This is a genomic window from Flavobacterium sp. xlx-214 (assembly GCF_013874595.1).
Taxonomy (GTDB): Bacteria; Bacteroidota; Bacteroidia; order Flavobacteriales; family Flavobacteriaceae; genus Flavobacterium.
Map to the genome: position 1 here is coordinate 1632850 of NZ_CP059431.1, position 22088 is coordinate 1654937.

The window sequence follows — 22088 nt, forward strand, 5'->3', positions numbered from 1 at the left end:
TATTATAATAAATTTAAACCGTTGGTAATAAGATGTGCTATTTCAGGGCGATTGTTTTTTACTTCTAAAAGATGATGCGCGGCTTTTTCATAAAATGGTAATGAATTAATTTTTGCCAATTCTACTATTTCTAATGAAAGCAACCAATCTGTAGGATGATTTTTTATTAAATCGTCTAAAATCGATTCTAAATGATCAAACGATTTATTGGTTCTGATATCTCTAACTTGTGCATAAAGTTTTTCCAGAGCAATTCTTTCATCTGTTTTTTTAGCTTTGATGGTTTTTGTTGTAGGAACGTGAGAAATCATATCAAAACTATTAATATCAGCAGGACCTGAGAAAGCAGCTACTACTTTTTTACCCACAGCCATATCATAAATACCCCATTCTGGTTGAAAAAGAATAGTATCTTTATGAGTTACAGTACAATTTTTAAAGCTGATTAAAATAATTTCGCCTTGTAAGTTTCTTGATCCCGTAATAATTTCACCAGATACTTTAATGTCTCCTTCAAATTCTAATTCTACAAGTTTGCCTTCATATATGTTATAGGCTTGTAAATCACGCGGACTCATGTCCTCAATGGCTAAATTGATGTTTTTTAATCGACCAATTGGGCTTCCAAAACCTTCAGAGTGATATTCAATACCATGATTTACCAATTCTTTTTCACGATAAGCCAAAGCTGTTTTACCTGTAGTTTGAATATAAACAGGTTTGTTTTCGTTTTCAATTACATTGGTAAAAACACCAGAAACCTGTAATCCTGTAGAAAGTTCAATAGTTCCTAAAGCTTTTGAGTTTATCAGTTTTTGAATACCTTGTAAACCGCCCGTGCGCAAAGCCATTTTATTAGCAAACTCTTCTAAAACCATGTTTAAATGAGCAAAATCTTGCGTAACATATAATTGAGGTTGTGGTTTGGTAATATCAAAACCTTGATATGCAGCCTCAATACTATAAGGTAGTTTTTTAACTTTATCAGTCATACACCATTCACTTTCTCCAATAGACGATAATAATCCTGCGCCATAAATTTTAGGATTTTCAACAGTACTAATCAAACCATACTCAACAGTCCACCAATGTAGATTTCTAATTAAAGCCATTTCCGAAGGCTCGGTTGGTTTTGCTTGTAAATCATCAACAGTTTTGCGAATACGAATAAGCTCTGATTCAGGTGTATCTTCAGCTTCTTCTAAAATAGATAATTCACGAATGGCCTCGTAAATTTCATAATCATGAGCCGATGAAATGGCTTTACAGCCAATTTCGCCAAATCTACGAAGGTATTCAGCATATTCTGGATTAGCGATAATTGGAGCATGACCCGCGCCTTCATGAATAATATCTGGAGCAGGTGTGTACTCAATATTTTCTAACTGACGGATATCTGATGCAATAACTAAAACGTTATACGCTTGAAATTCCATGAAAGCATTTGGTGGAATAAAACCATCAACCGCTACTGCGGCCCAACCAATTTCTTTTAGAATACGATTCATACCATACATACTAGGTATGTTTTCAATAGAAATTCCCGTTTTTTGCAAACCGTCTATATAAGATGAATGAGCTACTTTTGATAAATAATCGACATTTTTACGCATTACATAACGCCACACTGCTTGATTAATAGGTGTGTAATCATCGTAATTTTGAGGTTTAATAAATTGTTTTAAATGTTTAGGTAAACGATTTAATAAAGGATTGCTTTCAAAATGCTCGCTCATAATTATAATAAGGTTTAATGCTGATAATTGTTTTTCAAAAATACACGAATTTTATGAGTTTTCAAGAAAATAGTAAAATACTCAATATTGTTAAAAGTTATTTTTTTTACTCAATTCTTGTTTTTTAAAAATTAATTCCTAAATTAGCATTTATAATTTAACAATAAAATAATATAAATCTATTATGAAAAAAGTAATTTTCTCTTTAAAATCAATTGCTTTAGTAGCAATGGCTTCAATGGCAATGGTATCTTGTGGTGATGATGAAAAACCAGCGCCACCTCCACCAGCACCAGATACAGAATTAACTGAAAATTTTATTCAAGTAAATAATGATCAAGAAGAAATAGTTTATTCTATTTATGCAGTACATACTGACGGAGCGGGTAATGATGCACCAATTAAAGAATATACTCTTAAGGATGGTACTGTTGTAATTGCTTTTGAATTTATTTCACACAATGGTACTTCTGCTGGAGCTGTTAATTCTGCAACTGCAAATACATTCACAACTATTTTAACAAAAGTTAATGTTGACGCAACAGGTGATGATAGATATGAGATGCCGTTTGGTGAAGATGAATCAAAAACTTTATTGGGAGGTTTTAGTACAAAAATGAATGATACTAGTTATACCTATGCAAATGGAGCTTCTTTTAAACCTACTGCATTGACTTACGCTACCAAAGAAGCAGCGGGTAATATGACTTATACACTTGAAGGTACTGATAAAGATGATACATCAATAACTTTAAAAACTAATTTGAATGGCGAAATAGCTGGTTTGTATAGCTTAAATGCTTCTCAAAGTAAAGGTTTAAATACAGTTTCTAAAAATGTACAACTTTCTAAAAGAAGTTCTTTATAGTAATAAATTAAAACAAAAAAAAACTCTGATTAATCAGAGTTTTTTTTTGTTTTAATTTATTTAAAGACCAGTTCTTTTTTTCAAAGGAGCTTCAGTTTCTTCTACTGCTTTTTTACCAGCGTCTTGAATTTCAGATTTTGTTTTTACAACCTCTTTTTTAACCTCTTCTTTAGCTTTTTCAGTTTTCTTAGCTGTAGTAGTTCCTGTTTTCTTAGCAGTTTCACCAGCTTTTTTAGCAGCAGCGGTAGCTTCTTCTTTAACTTCTTCTACAGTAGAAATAGCTTCACCTTTTAATGTTGCTAAAGCAGCTTTTGCTTCATTTAATTTTTTAGTAGCAGCTTGTTTTTCTTCTACAGTTACTGCTTTGTCTAATTCAGCTTGTGCTTCTTTAATTTTAGCCTCTAATGTAGGAACTGTCTCAGCTACTTCTTCTTTAATTTCTTGTAAAGTGTCTTTAACCTCGTCTGTGATTGAGTCTAATTTAGTTTCTAAATTCTCTTGTGTAGCGTCTTTTTTGCAAGAAGTGAATACTAATCCACCGATTATTGCTAATGATAAAACGATTTTTTTCATAATAAAAATTTTATTTAATTAAGATGCAAAATAAAACAATTTTATTGAGTGTTTTTAAGTTTTTGAAAAAAATGTTTTTAAATTGAGGTTTTTGCAAATCATTAGTATCTTTACAATAAAGCATTCTTGTATATGAAAAAGTTTCTGTTTCTTTTTTTAGTTTTTTTCTGTTCTAGTAAAATTATGGCAGCTAATGATCCTTATTATATAAAATCGGTTGCGTTTCATCAAAATGGAGAATCGTTGGTGCCTATTTTTAAGTTAGGCGAGAATTTTCAATTTAGTTTTGATGATTTAATAGGAGATGAATCAGACTATTATTTTAAAATTGTTCACTGCACTAGAGATTGGAATGTTTCTGATTTAAAAGTAACCGAGTATTTAAGCGGAATGCAAAATACACGTATTGCATCTTATCAAACTTCGTTCAATACATTACAATCGTTTGTTCATTATACATTATCTTTCCCTAATCGTAATGCACGTATATTAATATCAGGAAATTATATTATAGAGATTTACAATGTTGATAATGAAAAAGTTTTTGATAGAAGATTTGTTTTGTATGAAGATACGGTTCCTGTTGGTGTTGAAATTAAGAAAACTAGAAACTTAGATGTAGCTCCTTTTAAGCAAAACGTATATTTAAATATTGATTTTGGCTCTATGGTTTTACAAAATCCTAAGAAAAATGTGAATGTTGTGATGCTTCAAAACGGACAATGGTTTAACGCCAAAACAAATATTAAACCGCAATATGTTTTAGGTTCTCAATTTAAATATCAGTATGATACCGAAACAAATTTTTTTGCTGGAAACGAATACTTGTTTTTTGACACAAGTGATATCAGACAAGTAAATAATAATGTAATAAAAATTACGCAAACCGATTTGTACGATGTTTTTTTATATCCAAAATCGCCATTAAAAGAAAGTAAGTCGTATAGTTTTACGCAAGATGTAAATGGAGCCTTTAAACCTAGAAATAAATTTAGAGAAAATCCTGATACAGAAGCAGATTATACTTGGGCTTATTTTACGTATACTTTGGATAAATTACCTGCCAATCAAAAACTATTTGTAGTTGGTATGTTTAATAACTACCAATTAGGAAACGATTTTGAGTTGAAATACGATGATGATCTTAAAGCCTATAAAGCGGCTGTTTTAATAAAGCAAGGATTTACCAATTATAAATATGTAATTGCTAAAAATGATGGAACTATTTTGGAAGATTTAAACCCAGATGGTAATTTTTACGAAACCGAAAATGTTTATCATGTATTGGTTTACTATAAAAATGATGCCGATAGATATGAAAGAATTATTGGTTTAGGTAAAGCCGATAGCAAACTTATTACAAATTAAAAATTAATTCGTAAATTTGAGTAAATTATTGAAAAAATGGTTTCACAGATAACAAGAGGAATAAAAATTACTGTAAAAGTTAAGCACTTAGGTAGTAAAAAACATTTAAGTAATCTTGTGAATATTTTTAATTATGAAATAAGTATCGAAAATCATAGTAACGATGTAGTGCAATTACTGCGTCGTTCTTGGTTAATAAAAGATTCTTTAAATCACAATGAAGTGGTAGAAGGTGAGGGGGTTATAGGCAAAAAGCCCATTGTAAATCCAAACGAAACTTTTCATTATGAATCTGGTTCTTTTATAAGAGGATACGCTGGTAGTATGCAAGGATTTTTTACAATGGTAAACTTTTCAACATCGCAGATATTTCATGTTAAAATTCCGTTATTCAATTTAAATGTTCCTTATTTATTCAATTAAAAAATATACAATAAATTTAACTTATGTCTACAGGTTTTTTTAACGTTCCGGCAGCTGTAAACGAGCCCGTTAAAACGTATGCTCCTGGATCTCCAGAGCGTGAACAAGTGCAACAAGCATTCAAAGAATTATACAACACTACAGTTGATATTCCATTATACATTGGGAAAGAAGAAGTAAGAACAGGTAATACCAAAAATTTATTTCCTCCGTTTGATCATCAACATCATTTAGGAGTTTACCATTTAGCAGACCAAGCTTTGGTTAATAAAGCGATCGAAACTGCTATGGAAGCACGTAAAAAGTGGTCGCAAATGGCTTGGGAACACCGTGCATCAATCTTTTTAAAAGCAGCAGAACTTTTAGCAGGTCCTTACCGCGCAAAAATTAATGCAGCTACAATGATTGCTCAAGGAAAAACAGTTCATCAAGCAGAAATTGATTCAGCTTGTGAATTGATTGACTTTTTACGTTTTAACGTACAATACATGACAGAAATCTACAAACAACAACCTATTTCTTCAAAAGGAATTTGGAATAGAGTAGAGCAACGTCCGTTAGAAGGTTTTATTTACGCAATTACTCCGTTTAACTTTACAGCTATTTCAGGAAACTTACCTTCTTGTGTTGCTATGATGGGTAATGTTGTGGTTTGGAAACCAGCAGCTACACAGGTTTTTTCGGCAAACGTAATTGTTGAAGTATTTAAAAAAGCAGGTTTACCAGATGGTGTTATTAATGTAGTTTATGGCGATTCTGCGATGGTAACGAATACTATTTTAGAGTCAGCAGATTTTGGAGGAATTCACTTTACAGGTTCAACAGGAGTTTTTAACGATTTCTGGAAAACAATTGGTAACAACATTCACAAATACAAAACATATCCACGTATTGTTGGTGAAACAGGTGGTAAAGATTTTGTTTGGGCACATCCTTCATCAAATGCTAAAGAGGTAGCAACAGCTTTATCTCGTGGTGCGTTTGAATACCAAGGCCAAAAATGTTCGGCAGCTTCACGTGCTTACATTCCAGCATCGTTATGGGAAGAAGTGAAAAATTATGTAATTGCAGATGTTAACTCATTTAAGATGGGATCTCCTGAGGATATGAGTAACTTTATATCAGCTGTTATTTCTGAATCTTCATTTGATAAATTAGCAAAAGCAATTGATGATGCAAAAGCATCAAACGAAGCTGAAATTGTAGTAGGTGGTGGATACGATAAATCAAAAGGATGGTTTATTCAACCAACTGTAATTGTTACAACTAATCCTAAATACGATACCATGCAACGTGAATTGTTTGGACCTGTGTTAACGGTTTACGTTTACGAAGATGCTAAATGGGAAGAAACGTTAACTTTGGTTGATCAAACTTCTGAATATGCATTAACAGGAGCTATTTTCTCTGGTTGCCGTTATGCAATTGAAACAGCTACCAAAGCTTTAGAAAATGCGGCGGGTAACTTTTATATTAACGATAAGCCAACAGGTGCTGTTGTAGGTCAACAACCATTTGGTGGTGCAAGAGGATCAGGAACTAACGATAAAGCAGGTTCTATGATTAACTTATTGCGTTGGGTTTCTCCTCGTACTATTAAAGAAACATTTGTACCAGATACAGATTATAGATATCCTTTCTTAGGATAATTCATAAAAAAACCAGCTGTAAAGCTGGTTTTTTGTTTTTTACTTTTGTTGAAAATATACTTCTTCGTAAGGTTGAATTAATACCCAGCCTTCGCCTTGAAACATCATTTGAAATTCTTCGCCACTACCGCGTCCTAATAAACTTTTAAAAGACACATTGGTTTTTAATTCAGGTTTTAAATTTCCAGACCAAGCTACCGTTGCGTTTGGATCTGTAAAAACAGGTTCTCCTGGTTTTACCAATAATGTTAATGGATCGCCGTGTGTAGAAATAGCTACGTGACCATTTCCTGTTAAACGAACTTGAAATAAACCACCAGACATCATACCTGCAATGCTTTTTAACATGGTAATTTCGTTTTTAATGCTTTGGTCGTGCGCTAAAATATCGTTACCATTTACACAGATTGATTCACCTTGTAATTCTAAAATCTGTACTTTTTTACCAGAATCAGCTACATATAAACGACCTGTTCCACTTGCCTTCATTAATTTTGCGCCTTCGCCAGTTAAGGTTTTCTTTAATAAATTACCTAAACCACCTGATAACATTCCTTCGCGTTCAAATTTAATGTTACCAACATAAGCAACCATACTTCCGTTTTTTGTCCAAACAAATTGGTTGTTTAAGTTAATTTCTAACATTTGAGGTTTTTCAATCTCAAAATAGTCGTGCTCTCTTTCGTTTTGTCTTGTTTTTTCGATAAAAGATGCAATTGTGTATTCTCCCATAGTTGTAATTTTTTACTAAAATATAAAAAAAGAAGATATATAAAACAAAAAGAGAAAGTTTTTAGCTTTCTCTAATGTTATTAAATTGCAATTGTTATAATTGTTATAGATGATTGTCGTCTTCTTGCCAATCTTTTATTTCTTGTTCAATGTCTTCTTTTGTTCTTCCTGTTTTTTCTTGAATTCGTCCTAAGTACTCATCAAATTTTCCTTCAGCAAACGTTTTGTCGTCATCAAACCATTCACCATATTTTTGTTTAACTGCGCCTTTTATTTTGTTCCATTTTCCTTCTAATTCTAATCTGTCCATAGCTTAACAATTTTATTGATTAATAACTAAAATTACTTTTTTTGATTGTAAAGTGTTGTTAATGAAATAATAAAAAAAACGACCCGAAGGTCGTTTTTAAAATATATGAATGAAGATTAATCCTTTTTAGGTCCCATTTCATCAATGAAATTTTCGTTTTCTTCATATTCAGCTGTCATTAACTCAGCGTAATTTAGTTTTTGTTTTTTACCAAATCGTCTTCCAATTCCATCAAAAATAGAATAAACAACTGGTACAATTATAAGCGTTAAGAATAACGATGATAATAAACCACCAATAATTACAATGGCAATACCACGGTTCATATCGGCACCATCACCTTGCGCCATTGCAATAGGCACCATACCAATAACCATTGCAATAGTGGTCATTAAAATTGGACGGAAACGCGCATGGTTGGCAGCAATTAAGGCATCGTACGTATTGAAACCAGCTTCTTTTTTGTGGTTGGCAAAATCGACTAACATAATAGCATTCTTAGCCACCAAACCAATTAACATAATAATACCTAAAATGGTAAAGATGTTTAAGGTTTGATTTGTTAATGCCAATGCAATTAAAGCTCCAATAAACGATAACGGAATTGAGAACAATACTACTAACGGGCGTGAGAAACTATCATATAAAGCAACCATTACAAAGTACATTAATACAATAGCTGCTAATAATGCAAAACCTAATGTACCAAAACCTTCTTGTTGGTTTTCCATATTACCACCCCATTTAAATGATACACCTGGTTTTAGTTGTAATTTACTAAACTCAGCTTCCCATTCTTGAGCAATTGTACCTGCTGGTTTACCTACAACTTGAGATTGTACCGATACCGAAGGTGATTTATCTCTACGTTCTAATAATGTTGGTCCTGAACCAAATTCAATATCAGCAAATTGTTCTAACGCAATTGATTGCCCTTGTTGGTTGATGAATTTTAAGTTTTTAACATCTTCAATACTTCCTCTTCCAAATTCATCGTAACGAATGTTAATATCATACTCAGTATCACCTCCACGGTATTTTGTATCGGTGTTTCCGGCAAAAGCTGTTTGCATGGTCATACCCACTGTTGCAACATTTAAGCCTAATGAGTTCATTTTATCACGATCTAATTTTACGTTGATTTCTGGGTTACCATCTTCAGAAGTTAATTTTACCTCAGATGAGCCTGGAATTTTACGTAATAAATCGGCTGCTTTGTTTGCATATTCTAATGCATCTTCTGTTGATGAAGCAATAACGGTTAAGTTTAGCGGAGCTTGTTCAGCACCCATTAAACCAATTTGCACGGTTTTAACTTTTGCTCCAACTAAAACTTTTTCCATTTCGCGTTTTAGTTTTGCAGAATATACTTTGGTAGGTTCAACCTTATTAAAGCCTTCTTTTAAATAAATCTGCATTTCAGACTTATACTTCGTACCCGAAGTAGCCATCATACCATCAGAAGCTTGACCAACTGTAGTAATAACATGTTCAATTTCTGGGCGACCTGCTAAGTACGATTCAGCCTTTTGCGTCATAAAGTTGGTTTCTTCAATAGAAGCGTCTTTGTTCATTTCTAATTGTAAGTAAAACTCACCTTTATCGTTTCCTGGGAAGAAATCAGAACCAATGTATCCCTTTACTAATAACATTACCGATGCTACTAATAATACAATAGTAATACCTAATGATGCTAATTTGTTTTTCTTGTTTTTTAAAGCCCATTCTAAGATACCAGAAATCCAGTTGGTGATTTTTGATAAACCTGCTTCAAAACCATATAAAATTTTTCCGAAGAACGAATGTTTTGAAATGTGTGATAATTTACCGTAACGTGAGTACAACCAAGGTACTACTGTAAACGATACAATTAACGATAACAATGTAGCAACTACTACCGTAACACAGAATTGACGTAAAATATCAGATACTAAACCAGATGACATTGCAATTGGTAAGAATACCACCACAATTACCATGGTAATAGCAACTACGGTAAAACCAATTTCGGCAGCACCATCATAGGCAGCACGTACTTTGTTTTTCCCCATTTCCATGTGGCGGTGAATGTTTTCAATTACCACAATAGCATCATCCACCAAAATACCAACTACTAATGAAAGACCTAATAACGACATTAAGTTTAATGTGTAGCCCATTAAGTACAAACCAATAAAGGTTGCAATTAATGATAACGGAATAGCAACTACCGCAATAAAGGCATCACGTAAACTGTGTAAGAAGAACAACATAATGAAACCTACCAAGGCAACTGCAATCATTAAATCGTGCATTACGTTGTTTGCAGAGTTTATGGTATATTCTGTTGAGTCACTTGCTACTTGAATGTCAATTTTTTGTTCTTTATAATCTTTTTGAACAACTTCAATTGTTTTTTTAACCAATTCAGAAACTTCTACCGCGTTTGCATCCGATTGTTTGAAAACCTGCATTAAGATGGTGTTTTTCTGATTGATACGAGAAATTTTATCGATATCTTTAATACCATCTTGAATATCAGCAACATCGCTTAAACGAATAGACGTTCCACTAGGTGTTGTGATAGGTAAATTACGCATTTGATCAAGCGATGTAAATTTACCTGATAAACGAATAGTAGTTTGGTTACCACGTGTTTTAACGTTACCTGTAGGGAAATCTAAGTTAGACGCTGCTAAAGTTTGTTGAATTTGACTAATAGTTAAGCCGTAACCTTGTAATTTTTCAGGGTTAACACTTACTTGAATTTCACGTTGTTCACCACCTACTAAATCTACTTTTGCTACACCTGTAATACGTGCAAAAACAGGTTGTATTTTTTGATCTAATAAATCGTATAGTTCTTTTTCTGATAAACTAGAAGTAACCGAAAGGTTCATAATTGGTACATCGTCTAAAGAGAACTTATTCAAAGAAGGTGTTTTGGCATCTTCAGGTAAATCGTTTATTACTGCATTAATTTTACGTTGCGCATCGGTAAGCAAAAAGTTTACATCGGCACCCGTATTCAACGTAATCATTACTACAGAAACACTTTCCATAGATTTTGTTTCTATTTTTTTTACGTTTTCCAATGAAGAAACCGCATCTTCAATTACTTTAGAAACAGATGTTTCTACTTCATTAGGTGCAGCACCTGGGTAAACGGTTTGAACTGTAATTACGTTTACATCGAATTTAGGAACTAACTCGTATCCTAAACTAAAATAAGAGGCAATACCACCAAAAATAAGTAATAAGAATACTACAATGATGATACTTGGTCTTTTTATTGATATTTCAGATATTTTCATGTATCGTTTTATCTTTATTATTTAATAATTTCAACAGCAGTACCGTCTAATAAATTGATTTGTCCTGTTGTAATAACTTGCATTCCTTTTGTAATTCCTGAAATAATTTCGATGTTTTCACCAAAAATTCTACCCGAAACTACTTTTGTTAAAACCGCTTTGCCTTCTTTTACAATGAAAACTTGGTTAGAACTTACACTACCAACAAAGGCACTACGTGGTATTACCAATGCATTTGCAGATTGTTCACTTCCAAAAAATGCAGTACCGTACATACCTGCTTTTAAATCTTTGTTTGCGTTGTTTTTAATTTCTAACTCAACTGGAAAGTTTAAACTAGCATCTGCTTTTGGAGCGATAAAAGATACGCGCCCTTCAAAAGTTTGATCTGCTAAAACCGCTGATTCAACTTTAATTGATTGACCCATTTTTACGAAGCCAATGTTTTTTTCGTCAACATTTACTTTTAATTTTAAAGTAGAAACATTTACTACTTCAAAAAGCTCCATACCTGGGTTTACGTATGAACCTGGTTCGATATTTTTCTTATTTACAATTCCTGAAAACGATGCTTTAACAACAACATCGCCAGCAGTAATTTGTGCGCTTTTTAAATTGTTTTTAGCGTTTTCTAATTGTAATTTAACCTGATCTAACTGTTGTTTTGTAACACCACCTGTTGCGTAAGCACCCTCAAAACGGGTAACTTCTGCTTTAGCGTTATTGTAAACTGCTTGCGCGTTTGATACGCCTACATTTTGTTGATCAGCTTTAATGATTGCCAATGTTTGACCAGCACCTACAACCGATCCTTCTTTAACCAAAACACGAGAAACCAAACCTGGAGTTTCTGCAGATATTTTTACCTCTTGGTTAGGAGCAAAAGTACCGTTGGTTATATATTGTGCATTTACATCTTTAAAATCGGCTACTTCTGCACGCACTGCAACTGCTGCATTTTTTTGACCTACAATAGCTGTTTGTTCTTCGTTAACCGCTTTGTTTTTGTTTAAAACGTACATAATTCCTGCTAAAGCTGCAATTACTACAATTCCTGTTATGATTATTTTTTTCATATTTTGAGTGATCTTAGTTTAATTTTCTGTTTGTGTTAACGTTTTTAAATCTCCTTTAGCTTTAATTAATTGTATTTCAGCTAATTTATAGTCTAATAATGCGTTGGTGTAACTGTTTTGAGCATCAGCAAAAGATGTTTCAGCATCTAATAAATCGGTTAATGATGCCAAACCATGTTTGTAATTGTTTTCAACATTGGTTAGTACTTCTTGTGCTAAATTCACATTTTCTTTTTGTGTATTTAAGGTAATTAACGAGTTGTTGATTTGCGTTACTGCATTTTTTAAAGATAAATCTAAAGCTAGGCGTACATCTTTTTTATCAACTTCTAAACGGTCAATATCAATTTGTGCTTGTTTGATTCTTGCTTTATTTGATCCTCCATTAAAAATAGGAATAGATAAGTTTAAACCAATTGATGAGAAATCAGACCAATAAGCTCCTGGATATGATTGAAACCAAGGAAATTTATCACCAATTCCTAAATAACCGTAATTAGCAGATAAGCTTAAAGTAGGTAAACCTTGTGCTTCTGTAGCTTTTTTGTTTAAAGCTAAAAGCTCGCTTTGTTTTTCTAATAACTTAATTTCGGTTCTGTTTTCAATGTTGGTAGTATCGTCAACTAATGCATGTTTTGTAACTTCAAAAGAATTTTCAGGCAATTCAATTGGTGCGTTAATATCCATACCAATTAAATATTTCAATGCGTTTTCTTGTAATTCTAAAGCATTTACTAATTGTTGACGTGTACTTTTAATATTGTTTAATGCAACGTTAGTACGGTCTAAATCAATTCTTTTAGCCAAACCGTTGTCAAACAAACTTTTAATTACATCGCGTACACGGGTTGTGTTTGTAATTGTTTTGTCAATAGTTGTAATTTGCGATTTGGTTTTGTAAACCTCATAATAACTATTAGCTACTTTTTCAATTACTTGTTCTTCTGTTAATTGCGCGTTTATTTTGTAAAACTCACGAGTAGATTTTGCTGCTTTTAAACCTGTAAAAACCGCTTGGTTAAATAATTGCTGATTTAAAGAAACTACCGCTGTAGACTGCCATGGTTTTCCCATTTTAATTACCATACTTTGGCCCATGAAATCCATTGCTGTTTCTTGCAAAATAGCATTGTATGTTAAACCTCCAGTAGCGTTAATTTGTGGTAAAGCATTTGCGCGAACCTCGTCAATCATGTATTCGCTATTTTGCACATCTAAACGTGCTTTTACGGCTTCGGCTTTATTTTCCAAAGCGTAATTTACAGCCTGTGTTAAGGTTAGCTTTTCTTGTGCTTGTGCAAAGAAACCTAAAAAGGCTAATAAGACAGAAATTCTATATTTCATTTGTTGTATGGGGTTTTAATAATTGTTCAAGTATTTCTAAACCTTTAGTGGTTACAATTCCTCTTAAATGGTATTCTAAGAATTTGTAGTTTAGTTCATCTATAGATTGTGTGTTTTGCATGTTAATAAAGCTTTCATCGTTAAAAAAAGCGGTAGAGCTTGAGAAAAACACTTTACCTACAAAATCAATATCTATTTCTTTTCTATAATATCCGTTTTTAACACCATCTTTTAAATTTCTAAGAATGGTTAAATCATAATCGTCATGGCGTTTTTGCTGAATTCGCTCTGCTAATTTTGGATAGTATTTATTAAACTGATATACAGTTGATGCCTGTATATTGTATCCAAAAAGCTCTCCAACACAGTTTTTCATTGCAAAATGTTCATGAATAGGAGTTTCGCACTTGCCTATTAACGCTTTCATTTTGTTAGTGGCTGCCTCAAATACATAATCAACAGTAGCTTTAACCAATTCATTTTTCGATGCAAAATGCTGGTAAATTGTTTTTTTAGAAATTCCCAACTCTTTTGCAATGTCATCCATTGTAATTGATTTAAAACCATGCTGAGTAAATAATAGTAACGATTTTTTTAAAATTGTTTCTTTCATTTGGTTTTAAAATTTCGATGCAAAGATAAAACGGAAACTTTAAATACCAATAAAGTTTCCAAAGTTTTTTTTAAAATTTTAATTAAACAATTAATTAGTTTACATTTGTATTCTTGAAACGAAGTGTATCCCTTTTATGAACAATTTCATTGATTACAAAAACGCTGTAGCCGATTATATAAATAATATTAATTTTTCTAAACAGCCAAAAGAGCTTTATGAACCAATTGGATATATTGCTAACCTTGGCGGAAAAAGATTAAGACCTTTACTAACGCTTTTTGCTGCCGAAGTTTTTGGTGCACCTACAAATAAAGCTATTCACGCAGCAGTTGCTATTGAGCTTTTTCATAACTTTTCATTAATACATGATGATATTATGGACGAAGCTCCTTTAAGAAGAGGTGAAAAAACGGTTCATGAAAAGTGGAATTTAAACACAGGTATTTTGTCTGGTGATGCCATGTTGATTTTAGCTTATCAGTATTTTGAGAATTATGAACCAATGGTTTTTAAAGATTTAGCTAAGTTATTTAGTAAAACAGCTTTAGAAGTTTGTGAAGGACAACAATTGGATATTAATTTTGAAACGCGTGATGATGTAACCATTCCGGAATACATTAAAATGATAGAGTATAAAACAGCTGTTTTAGTTGGCGCTGCTTTAGAAATGGGAGCGATTGTTGCACAAACAAGTGATGCTAATAAAAGAGGAATTTATAATTTTGGTAGAGATTTAGGTATTGCTTTTCAATTGCAAGACGATTATTTAGATGCTTTTGGAGAAACAGCATCGTTTGGAAAACAAATAGGAGGTGATATTTTAGAAAACAAAAAAACCTATTTGTATTTAAAAGCTTTGCAAAATGCTTCTGCAGAAGACAAAGAAAGTTTAGAAAAATGGTTTGCATCTAAAACAGGCGGACAAGAAAAAATTGAAGCCGTGAAAGCATTGTTTGAAAAAACAAAAGCTACACATGATACCCAAGTCTTAATTGAAGAATTTACTGAAAAAGGATTAAAACAATTAGATACCTTAGATATTCCACTTCATTATAAAGAAGAATTAAAAGAGTTTGCTGTTTCTTTAATGAGCAGAACAGTATAAAAAAGAACCCGATTGAATTTCAATCGGGTTCTTTTTTAAAAATATACTCTAATAAAAGGCATCCAAGCCTGACTGTAAACTAAATTATCATCTTTATACAAAACATTGTAACGTACACCAAGGGTAACATTTCCTTCGGTATAACCAGCACCTAAAAACAAAGCTGTGTTCCAAAAATTTTCTTTTACAGCATTTGTTGCGGCAAAGTTTGTAAACCATGTGTTGTTAACGCGCAATTGTTCTAATTCTGCTGAAAGTTGAATCATTGGCGCAGGGCTGTAAATACCTATTAAATTAGCTCCATAGGAAGTACTTTCATAAAAACCTTTTGACTTTAAGTAGTTAAATTGCAAACCAACCCCAGCAGAAAGCTGCTCTGTAATTGGTTTAATAGCACTTGGCGATACAGCAATGTTGGTAAAACCACTTCCAAAACCTAAACCTAAGCCACCACCAATTTTTACATCGCTCCAAAAATTAGTTGTTCTTGGTGTGTAAAAATCATCATTTTGCTGAGCAAATAAAGTTGTTGATACAAAAAAACTGCTTAAAGCAATAAAAATATTTTTTTTCATAAAAATGAATTTTTGCGAAGATATTAATTATTAAGTTAAGAGTATCTTAATATAAAATACAATATTAATTGTGTGATAAATACTGTATTTTTTTGTTTTAAATATGTGTAAAAAAATAGAATAATATTTACGAAATACTAAAAATATCCGTCAAAAAAAAGCCTATTAAGATAGTATTGTTAAAATGTAGTTTTAAATTGTTAATTTTAAATTTTGTAGGTTTCTTTCTAACTGAAATTAAAATCATAAAACTATACAAAATATTATATTATTAATTGAAACTATCGTATTTTTGTGAAAATTTTTTAACGAAAAAAGAGTCATTAGACAAATATTATGGATAGGTTTTCCTTTTTAAACGCTGCACATACTCAATTTTTTGCAGATTTATACGATCAGTACCTAACAAGCCCTGATAGTGTTGAACCAAGTTGGAGAAGTTTTTTTCAAGGGTTCGATTTCGCAAATGAGTACAACGGCAGCCCGGTAGAACAATTATCAAATGCTTATTCTAATTCTAACGAATCTTCTGTTGCTGCAGAAGGTTTAAAAAAAGAGTTTGCTGTTTTAAAATTGATCGATGCATATAGAACGCACGGTCATTTGTTAACAAAATCAAATCCTTTAAAAGAGCAAACCGACGATATTCCTGATTTTTCTTTAGAAAAGTTTGGTTTAACTCAGGCCGATTTAAACGTTACTTTTGATGCTGCTCAAAGCATACACTTACCAAAAAGTACGTTACAACAAATTATTGATCATTTAGTTGCTACCTACTGTACCACAATTGGTATTGAATTTATGTACATTCCTAATGAGGAAAAAGTACAATGGATTGCTAAGTATGTAGAATCTAAAGTTTCTGATTTAACGGTAGATCAACAAAAACACATTTTAGAAAAATTAGTTCAGGCAGCCGCTTTTGAAAACTTTTTCCACACAAAATATGTAGGGCAAAAACGTTTCTCTTTAGAAGGTTTAGAAGCTACAATTCCTGCATTAGATGCTATGATTGAAGCAGCCGCTAAAGTAGGAGTAGAAGATGTTGTAATTGGTATGGCACACCGCGGACGTTTAAATATTTTGGCTAACATTATGCAAAAGCCTGCGCAAAATATTTTTACAGAGTTTGATGGTAAAGATTATGCCGATGTTGCTGATACTTTTGACGGTGATGTAAAATACCATTTAGGATATACGTCTGAACGCGAAACAACTTCAGGAAATAAAATTGTATTGAATTTAGCACCTAATCCTTCGCACTTAGAAACTGTAGGTGCTGTTATAGAAGGTGTTGTGCGTTCTAAACAAGACAAAACATATCCAACTAATTTTTCAAAAGTATTACCAATTGCTTTGCATGGTGATGCTGCAGTAGCTGGTCAGGGTATTGTATATGAAATTGTTCAAATGAGCAAATTACGTGCCTACGAAACAGCAGGTACTATTCATATGGTTTTAAACAACCAAGTAGGTTTTACAACCAGCCCTAAAGACGCTCGTTCTGGTGTTTATTGTACCGATGTTGCTAAAGTGGTAGCAGCACCAGTTGTACACGTAAATGCCGATGATACCGAAGCTGCTGTAAAAGCAATGTTGTTTGCCTTGTCTTACCGTATGGAGTTTAAAGAAGATGTTTTTGTTGATTTAGTAGGATATCGTAAATACGGTCATAACGAAGGAGATGAGCCGCGTTTTACACAACCTATTCTTTATAAATTAATATCAAAACATCAAAACGCGCGTAACATTTACAACGCACGCTTGATTGAAAATAAAATTATTGACGATGTTTTTGTTGGATCTTTAGAAGACAAGTACAAAGCCATTTTAGAAGATAATTTAACGGCTGCTAAAGCTACAGAAAAAGCAACCGTTATTCCTTTTATGCAAAAAGAGTGGGAGGGATATCATATTGCTGATAAAACACGTATGTTACAAACATATGATACAAAGGTATCACGTGAATTATTAGATGATATTGCACCTGCAATTACTACATTACCAGCAGATAAAAAATTCATTAGTAAAGTATCAAAACTAATCAAAGATCGTTATACAATGTATTACGAAACTAATAGATTAGATTGGGCTATGGGCGAATTATTAGCATACGGAACCTTAATTTCTGAAGGTTTTGATGTACGTTTTTCTGGTCAAGATGTACAGCGCGGTACTTTCTCACACCGCCACGCTGTTGTTAAAGTAGAAGAAACCGAAGAAGAATATGTACCTTTAAACAATATCAAATCGCAAAACGGTCAAATGCGTATTTACAACTCGCATTTATCAGAATATGCTGTTTTAGGTTTTGAATACGGTTATGCAATGGCAAATCCTAAGGCATTAACTATTTGGGAAGCTCAGTTTGGAGATTTTTCTAATGGTGCGCAAATTATGATTGACCAATACATTGCAGCAGGTGAAGATAAATGGGGCAACCAAAACGGTATTGTAATGTTGTTGCCACACGGGTATGAGCATCAAGGGGCAGAACACTCATCGGCACGTTTAGAGCGTTATTTACAATTATGTGCAAATCATAATATGTATGTAGCAAACTGTACTACTCCGGCAAACCATTTTCATATGTTACGCCGCCAAATGGTAACCGATTTTAGAAAACCATTAGTAGTTATGTCGCCAAAATCATTGTTGCGTCATCCAGAAGCTACATCAACAATAGAAGAATTAACTTCGGAGTCATTCCAAGCAATTATTGATGATCCTAAAACAGAAGATAAAGCACTAGTAAAAACCTTGGTTTTTGTATCAGGTAAATTTTACTACGATTTGCAAGCAGAAAAAGCGAATTTAGGAAGAAACGATGTTGCTTTTGTGCGTGTAGAACAATTATTTCCATTAGATACAGACAAGTTGCAAGAAATTATTGCATCGTATCCAAATGTTGATGATTATGTATGGGCGCAAGAAGAGCCTCAAAATATGGGGGCTTACGGTTATATGCTAATGAATTTTGATTTAGTAAAATTCCGTGTAGCAGCACCAGCACCAGCGGCAGCACCAGCGGCAGGGTCATCTGTGAGATCTAAAGCAAGATATGCACATGCAATTGCTAAAGTTTTCAATAAAAATTTATAATTTTAGAACGTATTTTTAAATAACAACAATATTAAATTAATATACTCATGAGTATCTTAGAAATGAAAGTTCCTTCGCCAGGAGAATCAATTACAGAAGTAGAAATTGCAACTTGGTTAGTAAAAGACGGCGATTATGTAGAAAAAGACCAAGCAATTGCTGAGGTTGATTCGGATAAAGCAACTTTAGAATTACCTGCTGAAGCAAGTGGTATTATTACTTTAAAAGCAGAAGAAGGTGATGCTGTAGCTGTGGGTCAGGTAGTTTGTTTAATCGATACAAGTGCTGCAAAACCATCAGGTGGAGCTGCGCCAGTTGCTGAAGCTCCAAAAGCTGAAGAGAAAAAAGAAGAAGTAAAAGCGGCTCCTGCGCCAGCTGCAGCTCCTGCAGCAACATACGCTACAGGATCGGCATCGCCAGCTGCTAAAAAAATATTAGACGAGAAAAGCATTGATGCAGCATCTGTTCAAGGTACTGGTAAAGATGGTCGTGTAACAAAAGAAGATGCTTTAAACGCAACACCATCAATGGGTACACCAACAGGCGGACCTCGTGGAACAGAGCGTAAAAAAATGTCTATGTTACGTAGAAAAGTAGCAGAACGTTTGGTTGAAGCTAAAAACACAACGGCTATGTTGACTACTTTTAATGAAGTTAACTTAACTGAGGTAAATAAATTGCGTTCTGAATTTAAAGATGCTTTCAAAGCAAAACACAATGTAGGTTTAGGATTTATGTCGTTCTTTACAAAAGCAGTTACACGCGCTTTAGAATTATTCCCAGATGTAAACTCAATGATTGATGGTCAAGATCAAATTAAATTTGATTTTGCTGATATTTCAATTGCAGTTTCGGGTCCTAAAGGATTAATGGTTCCTGTTGTTCGCAATGCAGAATTATTATCTTTCCGTGGTGTTGAAGCTGAAATTAAACGTTTAGCAACAAGAGCTCGCGACGGACAAATTACAGTTGATGAAATGACAGGTGGTACCTTTACAATTACCAATGGTGGTGTATTTGGATCGATGTTATCAACACCAATCATCAACCCTCCGCAATCGGGTATTTTAGGAATGCACAATATTATTGAGCGCCCTGTGGCTGTAAACGGTCAAGTGGTTATTGCGCCAATGATGTACATTGCATTATCGTACGATCACAGAATTATCGACGGTCGCGAGTCTGTTGGTTTCTTAGTAGCTGTTAAAGAAGCTTTAGAAAACCCAATGGAATTGTTAATGAACAACGATCCTAAAAAAGCGTTAGAATTATAGTATTTTATTGTTTTTATATTGCTAAAAGTCTTTCCGTTATGGAAAGACTTTTTTATTTTTTATCTATTTTCTTGTCCGTTAATACTAGTGCTTTTTTCGTAGCTTTGTTTTTCTAATTTCAAAAAAATATGAGTTCAAAAAAATCAGCTGCCATTGGTTTTATTTTCATTACCATGTTAATTGATATTATAGGTATTGGAATCATAATTCCGGTTATTCCTAAATTGCTTCAAGAATTAAATCATTCTGATATTAGTGAAGCAGCGCAATTAGGTGGTTGGTTAGCCTTTGCTTATGCCTTTACACAGTTTTTATGTGCCCCTTTAATGGGCAGTTTGTCTGATAAATACGGTCGCAGACCTGTTTTATTAATATCGCTTTTAGCCTTTGCAATCGATTATTTAGTTTTGGCATTAGCACCAAGTGTGCCTTGGTTGTTTGTGGGTAGAATTATAGCTGGTGTTACAGGCGCAAGTATTTCAACTGCTATGGCGTATATTTCAGATGTTAGTACACCTGAAAACAAAGCCAAAAACTTTGGTTTGGTGGGTGCTGCTTTTGGTATAGGCTTTATTATTGGTCCTGTAATAGGTGGTTTGTTAGGGCAATATGGTTCTAGAGTGCCTTTTTATGCAGCAGCGGCTTTGTGTTTTGTTAATTTTATTTACGGATATTTTGTATTACCAGAATCGTTAAAACCAGAAAAGCGTCGTGCTTTTGAGTGGAAAGCAGCAAACCCAATTGGCGCATTAACGCGTTTAAAAAAATTTCCTACCATTATTAGTTTAGTGGCAGCTATGTTTTTTATGTATTTTGCATCGCATGCTGTGAATGGCAACTGGAGTTTTTACACTATGTATCGTTACCATTGGGATGAGCGTATGGTTGGTATTTCGCTTGGTGTTGTAGGTGTTTTAGTAGCATTAGTACAAGGTGTTTTAGTGCGTTACATCAATCCTAAAATAGGTAATGGTAAAAGCATCTTAATTGGTTTTGCTTTAAATGCCATTGGGCAGTTTTTAATTGCAATGGCTGTACAAGAATGGATGGTTTTCTTGTTTTTAATACCTTATTGTTTGGGTGGTTTGGCAGGTCCGGCTATTCAATCAGAAATTACCAATCATGTACCTGCGAACGAACAAGGACAAATTCAAGGAACTTTAGCAAGTTTAAACAGTGCAACCGCAACGTTTGGACCTTTGGTAATGACAAGTATCTTTTATTACTTTACACACGATAGTGCACCTTTTAAATTTCCAGGAGCTCCTTTTATACTAGCATCCCTTTTAATGATCGTTGCATTGTTTATGGCATATAAAGGTTTAAAAAACACACAATCAATTTAAATGAGTAATTTTTATTATATCGATAGAAGTAAGGTTTCGTTTGAAGACTTCATCGCATCGCCCGAAATTAAAAGTCATTTAATGGCTTTTTTACACGAACAACAGTTTAAACATTTGTTTGATGAATATAAAATTCCTGTTTCAAATAAGTTATTGTTGTATGGTGATAGCGGTTGCGGTAAAACAATGACAGCTAAAGTAATTGCACATCATTTAAATAAAAAATTAATGATTGTAAATTTAGCAACCATCATTTCATCAAAATTAGGCGAAACAGCTAAAAACCTTGATTTACTTTTTAAAGAATCGCAGTACGAAAGTATGGTTTTGTTGTTGGATGAGTTTGATTCGTTAGGACAAATTCGCGACTACGATAACAAAGATAATTCGGAAATGAAAAGGGTAGTAAACGCGATTATTCAGTTAATGGATTATTTTCCACAAAAATCTATTTTAATTGCAGCCACCAATCAAGTGCATATGATTGATGAAGCGTTAAAAAGAAGATTTGAATGGCAAATTTCGTACGAAAAACCATCGAATGATTTGTTAGATGATTTGTATGACACCTTACAAATTCCAATTCCTGAAAAATATCTTCCAAAAGAAAGAAAATATCAAGTTTCGTATGCCGAAGCAAAAGATTTTTTCTATAAACAAGTAAAGCAAAACATTATAAACGAACAATTGTCTTAAAT

General features: G+C 33.1%; 18 protein-coding genes. 9 read left to right on the plus strand and 9 right to left on the minus strand.

Translation table 11 applies throughout. The annotated features are described in order from the left end of the window. Nucleotides 1-2: 2 nt before the first annotated feature. Entirely contained in the window at nt 3-1736 is a 1734-nt protein-coding gene (locus H1R17_RS07615) for an aromatic amino acid hydroxylase (protein ID WP_181729214.1), read from the minus strand. A gap of 184 nt (nt 1737-1920) precedes the next feature. On the opposite strand from H1R17_RS07615, the gene H1R17_RS07620 reads away from it, so the two are divergent. Continuing rightward, nucleotides 1921-2604 carry a hypothetical protein gene (locus tag H1R17_RS07620; RefSeq protein ID WP_163430124.1) on the plus strand — a complete coding sequence of 228 codons (684 nt, stop codon included), beginning with the start codon at nt 1921-1923 and terminating at the stop codon, nt 2602-2604. 60 nt (nt 2605-2664) lie between these two features. Here the strand turns inward: H1R17_RS07620 and H1R17_RS07625 are convergent, their stop codons facing one another. After that, entirely contained in the window at nt 2665-3177 is a 513-nt protein-coding gene (locus H1R17_RS07625; protein ID WP_163430123.1) for a hypothetical protein, read from the minus strand. A gap of 183 nt (nt 3178-3360) precedes the next feature. Between H1R17_RS07625 and H1R17_RS07630 the strand changes: the two genes are divergently transcribed. From H1R17_RS07630 to pruA, 3 genes are read left to right on the plus strand one after another with little or no spacing between them, the layout of a single operon-like run. Next, entirely contained in the window at nt 3361-4545 is a 1185-nt protein-coding gene (locus H1R17_RS07630; RefSeq protein WP_163430122.1) for a DUF5103 domain-containing protein, read from the plus strand. Nucleotides 4546-4581: 36 nt separating this feature from the next. After that, the gene (gene apaG, locus H1R17_RS07635) at nt 4582-4968 is read left to right on the plus strand and encodes a Co2+/Mg2+ efflux protein ApaG (RefSeq protein WP_163430121.1); all 387 of its coding nucleotides are present in this window, start codon (nt 4582-4584) and stop codon (nt 4966-4968) included. A gap of 23 nt (nt 4969-4991) precedes the next feature. After that, entirely contained in the window at nt 4992-6617 is a 1626-nt protein-coding gene (gene pruA / locus H1R17_RS07640) for an L-glutamate gamma-semialdehyde dehydrogenase (RefSeq protein WP_163430120.1), read from the plus strand. Between the two features lie 39 nt (nt 6618-6656). Here the strand turns inward: pruA and H1R17_RS07645 are convergent, their stop codons facing one another. The 6 genes from H1R17_RS07645 to H1R17_RS07670 form a co-directional block, all read right to left on the minus strand. Continuing rightward, nucleotides 6657-7349 carry an AIM24 family protein gene (locus H1R17_RS07645; protein WP_163430119.1) on the minus strand — a complete coding sequence of 231 codons (693 nt, stop codon included), beginning with the start codon at nt 7347-7349 and terminating at the stop codon, nt 6657-6659. Between the two features lie 103 nt (nt 7350-7452). Next, nucleotides 7453-7659 carry a CsbD family protein gene (locus tag H1R17_RS07650; RefSeq protein ID WP_163430118.1) on the minus strand — a complete coding sequence of 69 codons (207 nt, stop codon included), beginning with the start codon at nt 7657-7659 and terminating at the stop codon, nt 7453-7455. A gap of 116 nt (nt 7660-7775) precedes the next feature. Next, nucleotides 7776-10952: an efflux RND transporter permease subunit gene (locus H1R17_RS07655; RefSeq protein WP_163430117.1), complete on the minus strand. Its 3177-nt coding sequence runs from the start codon at nt 10950-10952 to the stop codon at nt 7776-7778. A gap of 17 nt (nt 10953-10969) precedes the next feature. Then, nucleotides 10970-12028: an efflux RND transporter periplasmic adaptor subunit gene (locus tag H1R17_RS07660; protein WP_163430116.1), complete on the minus strand. Its 1059-nt coding sequence runs from the start codon at nt 12026-12028 to the stop codon at nt 10970-10972. 18 nt (nt 12029-12046) lie between these two features. Next, on the minus strand, nt 12047-13372 hold the full coding sequence (locus tag H1R17_RS07665) for a TolC family protein (RefSeq protein ID WP_163430115.1): 1326 nt from the start codon (nt 13370-13372) through the stop codon (nt 12047-12049). Then, nucleotides 13362-13985 carry a TetR/AcrR family transcriptional regulator gene (locus H1R17_RS07670; RefSeq protein WP_163430114.1) on the minus strand — a complete coding sequence of 208 codons (624 nt, stop codon included), beginning with the start codon at nt 13983-13985 and terminating at the stop codon, nt 13362-13364. The genes H1R17_RS07665 and H1R17_RS07670 overlap by 11 nt, the downstream gene beginning before the upstream one ends. 136 nt (nt 13986-14121) lie before the next feature. On the opposite strand from H1R17_RS07670, the gene H1R17_RS07675 reads away from it, so the two are divergent. Next, nucleotides 14122-15093, plus strand: coding sequence for a polyprenyl synthetase family protein (locus tag H1R17_RS07675; RefSeq protein ID WP_163430113.1), 972 nt, complete (start codon nt 14122-14124; stop codon nt 15091-15093). Nucleotides 15094-15128: 35 nt separating this feature from the next. Here the strand turns inward: H1R17_RS07675 and H1R17_RS07680 are convergent, their stop codons facing one another. Beyond that, nucleotides 15129-15668, minus strand: coding sequence for a hypothetical protein (locus H1R17_RS07680; protein ID WP_163430112.1), 540 nt, complete (start codon nt 15666-15668; stop codon nt 15129-15131). 336 nt (nt 15669-16004) lie between these two features. Between H1R17_RS07680 and H1R17_RS07685 the strand changes: the two genes are divergently transcribed. The 4 genes from H1R17_RS07685 (at nt 16005) to H1R17_RS07700 (ending at nt 22086) form a co-directional block, all read left to right on the plus strand. Next, nucleotides 16005-18770 carry a 2-oxoglutarate dehydrogenase E1 component gene (locus H1R17_RS07685; protein WP_163430111.1) on the plus strand — a complete coding sequence of 922 codons (2766 nt, stop codon included), beginning with the start codon at nt 16005-16007 and terminating at the stop codon, nt 18768-18770. 47 nt (nt 18771-18817) lie between these two features. Beyond that, a complete protein-coding gene (gene odhB, locus H1R17_RS07690; RefSeq protein WP_163430110.1) occupies nt 18818-20044 on the plus strand; it encodes a 2-oxoglutarate dehydrogenase complex dihydrolipoyllysine-residue succinyltransferase in 1227 nt (408 codons plus the stop codon). Between the two features lie 128 nt (nt 20045-20172). Then, nucleotides 20173-21390 (plus strand): TCR/Tet family MFS transporter, encoded by a 1218-nt coding sequence (locus H1R17_RS07695; protein ID WP_163430109.1) that lies wholly within the window; start codon nt 20173-20175, stop codon nt 21388-21390. Beyond that, nucleotides 21391-22086, plus strand: a complete 696-nt coding sequence (locus H1R17_RS07700; RefSeq protein WP_163430108.1) for an AAA family ATPase — start codon at nt 21391-21393, stop codon at nt 22084-22086. Nucleotides 22087-22088: the final 2 nt, after the last annotated feature.